Here is a 6,014-nt window from a genome sequence, read left to right as displayed (position 1 = left end):
CATGTGGCGCGATCGGTCATCGCGGACCTGAGCCCTGGCGACCAGATCGTCATCCGCGCGCTCCCGCGTAGCAGGTACGCCGCCTCGGCCGGGCTCGAACAGCAGCTGCGGGTGGCGCTCGATCGGGCGCGGCTGCTCGATGGAACGCCGCGATGATGGCCCGCGCCCTGATTTTCTTGATCCAGCTGTATCGCAACACCGTCTCCCCGTTGCGGTTACCCACGTGTCGGTTCACTCCGACGTGCAGTCAGTACGCGGTGGAGGCACTCGGTGAGTACGGCGTGATCCGTGGCGGATGGCTGGCGATCGTCCGGCTGGCGAAATGCGGTCCGTGGCATCGGGGAGGATGGGACCCAATACCGGAGCGCAGCGGGTCTGACCCACAGAGCGCCACCGTCGACGACGCTAGGAGCAAGTCGGTTGTTTAACTGGTTCAGCCTCGACATCATCTACTACCCGGTGTCGGCGATCATGTGGCTCTGGTACAAGCTGTTCTCCCTGTTGCTTGGCCCCTCGAACTTCTTCGCGTGGGGACTGTCGGTGATGTTCCTCGTCTTCACCCTCCGCGCGATTCTGTACAAGCCGTTCGTCCGGCAGATCCGCACGACGCGTCAGATGCAGGAGCTTCAGCCTCAGATCAAGGCGCTACAGAAGAAGTACGGCAAGGACCGCCAGCGGATGGCGCTGGAGATGCAGAAGCTGCAGCGCGAACACGGGTTCAACCCCATCTTGGGATGTCTGCCGATGCTCGCGCAGATACCGGTGTTCCTGGGTCTGTATCACGTACTGCGGTCGTTCAACCGGACCCAGGGCGGCTTCGGTCAGCCCAAGCTGTCGCCGGAACTGAACCGGTCGCTCGGCAACTACGTCTTCAGCGCGACGGACGTCGGGCACTTCCTGGACGCGAATCTGTTCGGTGCACCGCTGGGCGCCAACATGATCCAGAAGACGGGCCTGGATGCGTTCACGGAATTCAACCGCGTTTCGGTTATCGCGGTCGGTGTACCGCTGATGATCGCTGCCGGTATCGCGACGTACTTCAACAGCCGGGCCTCGGTCGCGCGGCAGAGTCCGGAGGCCGCCGCCAATCCGCAGACGGCGATGATGAACAAGCTGGCGCTGTATGTGTTCCCGCTCGGTGTCGTGGTGGGCGGGCCGTTTCTGCCGTTGGCCATCATCCTGTACTGGTTCGCCAACAACATCTGGACCTTCGGCCAGCAGCACTACGTGTTCGGCCGGATCGAGCAGGAAGAAGAGGCGAAGAAGCTCGAGGCGATTGAACGTCGCGCGGCCAACGCGCCGCCACCCGGCGCCAAGCCGAAGCGCCCGCGCAAGGGCGAGGCCGCGGCCGGCGATGCAGCCGACGCGGGCTCCTTCGAGGTGAGCGAGACCGGCGCGAACGAGCTGACCGACGGGGATTCGGATGGCGACGGTTCAGCCAAGCCGAATGCGGGCGCCGGAGAAAACCGGACGCCGCGGCCGGGGCCGACGCCTCGCCCGGGCGCGCGTCCGAAGAAACGAAAGCGTTGACCGGAACCGACCGGCGAATGAGGGAGATGACAACATGACTGACTTCGACGAGCCCACCACCAGTGAGCGCGACGAGCAGAGCGATACCGACGCCTTGGAGACGGAAGCGTCACAGAACGGCGACGAACCGGTGACGCCCACAGGGGAGGACCTCGAGGAGCGCCTGGTGGCCGAAGGGGAGATCGCCGGCGATTATCTCGAGGAACTTCTCGACCTCCTCGACTTCGATGGCGACATCGACCTGGATGTGGAGGGCGACCGCGCCATCGTCAGCATCGACGGCGGCGAGGATCTGGCCAAACTCGTCGGGCGGAAGGGCGAAGTTCTCGACGCGCTGCAGGAGCTGACGCGGCTGGCCGTTCATCAGAAGACGGGCGAGCGCAGCAGGCTGATGCTCGACATCGCGCGATGGCGGCGTAAGCGCCGCGACGAGTTGGCGGCCCTGGGCGACAAGGTTGCGCGGCGGGTGTTGGAGTCGGGGGAGCGCGAGCAGCTGTCGCCGATGACGCCGTTCGAGCGCAAGATCGTCCACGACGCGGTGGCGGCGATCGAGGGTGTGCGTAGCGAGAGCGAGGGCGTGGAGCCGTCGCGCCGCGTGGTCGTACTCACCGACTGAGGACTTACACGCTTGTAGTTCGGTGCCGCCGCGGCGACCGCGGAGATCCGGAGGATGTTTCACGTGAAACATGCGGACGTATCCGAACCCCCTCCGGAGGCCGCGACACTCTTCGGCGACGGACTGGACCTTACGGTGCGCTACGCCGAAATCCTGGCCGGCGCAGGCGTGGAGCGCGGGCTGATCGGACCCAGGGAAGCGGACCGGTTATGGGACCGGCATCTGCTCAATAGCGTGGCACTCGCCGAGTTGCTCGAACCGGGCGATCGAATTGCCGACATCGGTAGTGGAGCCGGCCTTCCGGGGATACCGTTAGCGTTGGCCCGGCCGGACTTGCGGGTGACACTGATCGAGCCGCTTCTGCGGCGAACCGATTTCCTCCGAGAGGTCGTCGATGACCTCGGCGTGGATATCACCGTGGTCCGTGGCCGAGCCGAAGAACAAGCCGTGCGGCAACAAGTGGGGGAGATGGACGCTGTCGTGTCCAGAGCGGTGGCGTCGTTGGACAAGCTGACGCGATGGAGTATGCCGCTTCTTCGATCGGGCGGACGAATGCTGGCCCTCAAGGGCGAGCGCGCAGTGGCCGAGATCGACGAGCACCGGCGTGGGATGGAGTCGCTGGGCGCGGTGGATGCCAGGGTGGTGACATGTGGAGGGGGCTACTTGAATCCGCCCGCCACCGTCGTCAGCGCGCGGCGTGGGAAGTCGACTCCGGCGGATCGCCGGTCGGCACGAGCGGGCAGGAGAAGCGGATGAATCCGGTTCCGGACAATGGCGGCACGCCACCGGTGGGCGCCACGGAAACCACGGATGTTTCACGTGAAACATGGCGCAAGCCGCGGCCGGAGGGATGGGTGCCCGACGACGTCGGTGACACCCCGATCGGCGCCGAGGCAGAGCGAGCCGTCCGACTCCTACACGCCGAGGCGCGCTTGCCCCGACCCCGGCAGCAGCGCGTGTTCACCATCGCCAACCAGAAGGGCGGCGTCGGTAAGACGACGACGGCCGTCAACGTGGCAGCGGCGCTGGCGCTGCAGGGGTTGAAGGTTCTCGTCATCGATCTAGACCCCCAGGGCAACGCGAGCACCGCGCTCGGCATCGACCACCGACCGGGCACCCCCTCGTCGTACGAGGTACTCATCGGCGAGATTCCGTTGCACGAGACAATGCAGCGCAGTCCGCACAGCGAGCGCCTGTATTGCGTCCCGGCCACCATTGAGTTGGCGGGTGCCGAGATCGAATTGGTCAGCATGGTCGCCCGCGAGGGCCGACTCCGCACGGCTCTCACCGAGCTTCACAACCATGACTTCGATTACGTCTTCATCGACTGCCCGCCGTCTTTGGGTCTGCTGACCATCAACGCGCTCGTGGCCGCGCCCGAGGTGCTGATCCCGATCCAGTGTGAGTACTACGCGCTCGAGGGCGTCGGCCAGCTCCTCCGCACCATCGAGATGGTCAAGGCGCATCTCAACCCGCAACTGAACGTATCGACGGTCATCCTGACGATGTACGACGGTCGGACCCGGCTCGCGGATCAGGTCGCGGCCGACGTCAGAACGCACTTCGGCGAGAAGGTTCTCGGCACTGTCATCCCGCGCAGCGTCAAAGTGTCCGAGGCGCCGGGATACGGGATGACGATCCTGCACTACGACCCGGGCTCACGTGGCGCGCTGAGCTATATGGACGCCAGCCGCGAAATCGCCGAGCGGGGCGCAGCCCAGAGAGGACAGATTCGATGACCCAGCCGTCGCGCAAGAGGAGCGGCCTCGGCCGCGGCCTGGCGTCGTTGATCCCGACGGGCCCGGCCGATGGCGATACGGCCACGATCGGGCCTCGAATGGGTGACGCCGCGGCCGACGTGGTGCTCGGCGGAGGTAATGGGGACACGGATGCGGTCGGCGCCGTTTACCGCGAGATCGACCCGGCCGTCATCGAACGGAACCCGCGGCAGCCGCGGCAGGTGTTCGACGAGGAGGCGCTCACCGAACTCGTGCACTCCATCCGCGAGTTCGGGCTCATGCAGCCGATCGTGGTGCGCTCGATTCCCGGCCAGCCCGGCGGTCCGCGATACCAGCTCGTCATGGGGGAGCGCCGGTGGCGCGCCGCCCAGCAGGCCGGCCTCGCCACCATCCCGGCCATCGTGCGGGAGACCGCCGACGACAGCATGCTGCGCGATGCGCTGTTGGAGAACATCCACCGCGCGCAGCTGAATCCACTGGAGGAGGCCGCCGCCTACCAACAGCTGCTTGACGAGTTCGAGGTCACGCACGACGAACTCGCGGCGCGCATCGGCCGGTCGCGGCCGTTGATCACCAACATGATCCGGCTGCTGCGGCTGCCGATCGCCGTCCAGCGCCGCGTCGCCGCCGGCGTGTTGTCGGCGGGCCACGCACGGGCGCTTCTCGCGCTGCAGGGTGGCGCGGACGTACAAGAGGAACTCGCCGCGCGCATCGTCGCCGAGGGTCTGTCGGTGCGTGCGACGGAAGAGGCGGTGACGCTGGCGAACCGGGAAGACCACTCGACCCCGGCCGCGCCACGCCGTAAGCCTATCCACATGCCTGGCCTGCAGGACGTTGCTGAACGGTTGTCGACCGCCTTCGATACCCGGGTGACGGTGAGCCTCGGCAAACGCAAGGGCAAGATCGTCGTCGAGTTCGGGTCGGTCGACGACCTGCAACGGATAGTCGACCTCATGAACGCTGCGAAGGCCTGACCTAGGACACGGGGAAATTACGTCACTGTGACACATCGATCACGGCGCGAGCCGCTGTCGGCATACCTCGCAGCAATCCTCATGCGGTGCAACATCTTTGGCAGATCAGGCAACTCCGGATGAGCGAACCGGATGAAAACCGGCCTTCGGGCACGCATCCTTCTATTCTGGAGTGGCGGCGCCACGTGTCGGCGCCGCCCGGAACTCGGGGAGCTTAGTGCCAACGCGAATCACGCCCCTGCGGCTCGATGCGTTCGAGCAGCTGCCTAAGCACGCGCGCCGGTGCGTGTTCTGGGAGGTGGATCCGTCCACCCTCGGCGGCGATGACCACCTGTCCGACCCGGAGTTCGAGAAGGAAGCGTGGCTGTCGATGGTCATGCTGGAGTGGGGTTCGTGCGGGCAGACGGCAGTCGCCGCCCGACCGGGGCCCTTGGCCGACGAGATCCTCCCGGACAGCGATGAACCGTGTCTGGGCTATGCGTTCTACGCACCTCCCGGTGTGGTGCCTCGCGCACGGCTCTTTCCGTCCGGACCGGTGAGCGCCGACGCTGTACTGCTCACATCTCTCGGGGTGGAGGCGCACGCGAGGACCGGTGATGCCCTGAGCGCGGACGGAGTGCCGCAGAGCTTGATCGTGGCGGTCGTCGCCGATCTGGTGCGCCGCGGAGTGCGGGCACTGGAAGCGTTCGGACGCACCGAGGCCGCCGTCGAACTCGCCGGGCCGGGCGGGGTGCCGCCGGAACTGCGTCCCGTTATGGAGGTTCTCGGCGACTGCTCGGTGGACCAATGCATGCTCGAGGCAGACTTTCTCGAGCGGGTCGGGTTCGTCGAGGTCACGAAGCACCGGTACTTCCCGCGGCTGCGCCTCGAGTTGGAGAGTGGCCTGGGCTGGAAAGCGGGCGTGGAGGCTGCGCTGGAGCGGCTGTTGGAGGCGGAGGAACTCAAGCAGCCGGTCGGCGCAGGCGCTGAGATCTGCTGACCGACTAGCTTTCGCGGCGGCAGTCAAGGGTGATGGTGAGCGTGGGTGGTCGGCCGGGCTGGATGCTCGGCTTTTTACGCGGTGGACAGTGCGTCGGATCGGGTTGGTGGGCCGCGATAGTTCCGGCAGGCTGATTAGTCGCCGTGAGCGGCAGGCTTTCGTGTGCGCCGTGATGG

7 protein-coding genes are annotated in these 6,014 nt (G+C 66.4%); all 7 read left to right on the top strand.

Going from position 1 to position 6,014, the window contains the following annotated elements; translation table 11 throughout:
• Positions 1–152 precede the first annotated feature (152 nt).
• The 7 genes from yidD (at position 153) to QOC76_RS01925 (ending at position 5,838) form a co-directional block, all read left to right on the top strand.
• Positions 153–428, top strand: a complete 276-nt coding sequence (yidD, locus tag QOC76_RS01955; protein WP_526353606.1) for a membrane protein insertion efficiency factor YidD — start codon at positions 153–155, stop codon at positions 426–428.
• Between the two features lie 43 nt (positions 429–471).
• Positions 472–1,530 (top strand): membrane protein insertase YidC, encoded by a 1,059-nt coding sequence (gene yidC, locus QOC76_RS01950; RefSeq protein WP_526353608.1) that lies wholly within the window; start codon positions 472–474, stop codon positions 1,528–1,530.
• A gap of 34 nt (positions 1,531–1,564) precedes the next feature.
• Positions 1,565–2,146 carry a Jag family protein gene (locus tag QOC76_RS01945; RefSeq protein WP_526353604.1) on the top strand — a complete coding sequence of 194 codons (582 nt, stop codon included), beginning with the start codon at positions 1,565–1,567 and terminating at the stop codon, positions 2,144–2,146.
• Between the two features lie 54 nt (positions 2,147–2,200).
• Positions 2,201–2,902 carry a 16S rRNA (guanine(527)-N(7))-methyltransferase RsmG gene (gene rsmG, locus QOC76_RS01940; protein ID WP_526353602.1) on the top strand — a complete coding sequence of 234 codons (702 nt, stop codon included), beginning with the start codon at positions 2,201–2,203 and terminating at the stop codon, positions 2,900–2,902.
• The gene (locus QOC76_RS01935; protein ID WP_526353600.1) at positions 2,899–3,885 is read left to right on the top strand and encodes a ParA family protein; all 987 of its coding nucleotides are present in this window, start codon (positions 2,899–2,901) and stop codon (positions 3,883–3,885) included. The genes rsmG and QOC76_RS01935 overlap by 4 nt, the downstream gene beginning before the upstream one ends.
• The gene (locus QOC76_RS01930) at positions 3,882–4,859 is read left to right on the top strand and encodes a ParB/RepB/Spo0J family partition protein (RefSeq protein WP_526353598.1); all 978 of its coding nucleotides are present in this window, start codon (positions 3,882–3,884) and stop codon (positions 4,857–4,859) included. Before QOC76_RS01935 ends, QOC76_RS01930 begins: the two co-directional genes overlap by 4 nt.
• A 217-nt stretch (positions 4,860–5,076) precedes the next feature.
• A complete protein-coding gene (locus QOC76_RS01925) occupies positions 5,077–5,838 on the top strand; it encodes an acetyltransferase (protein WP_526353596.1) in 762 nt (253 codons plus the stop codon).
• Positions 5,839–6,014 lie beyond the last annotated feature (176 nt).

It is taken from the genome of Mycobacterium sp., from assembly GCF_032159565.1.
Taxonomy (GTDB): domain Bacteria; phylum Actinomycetota; class Actinomycetes; order Mycobacteriales; family Mycobacteriaceae; genus Mycobacterium.
This window is presented reverse-complemented; position numbering and strand designations above follow the sequence as displayed.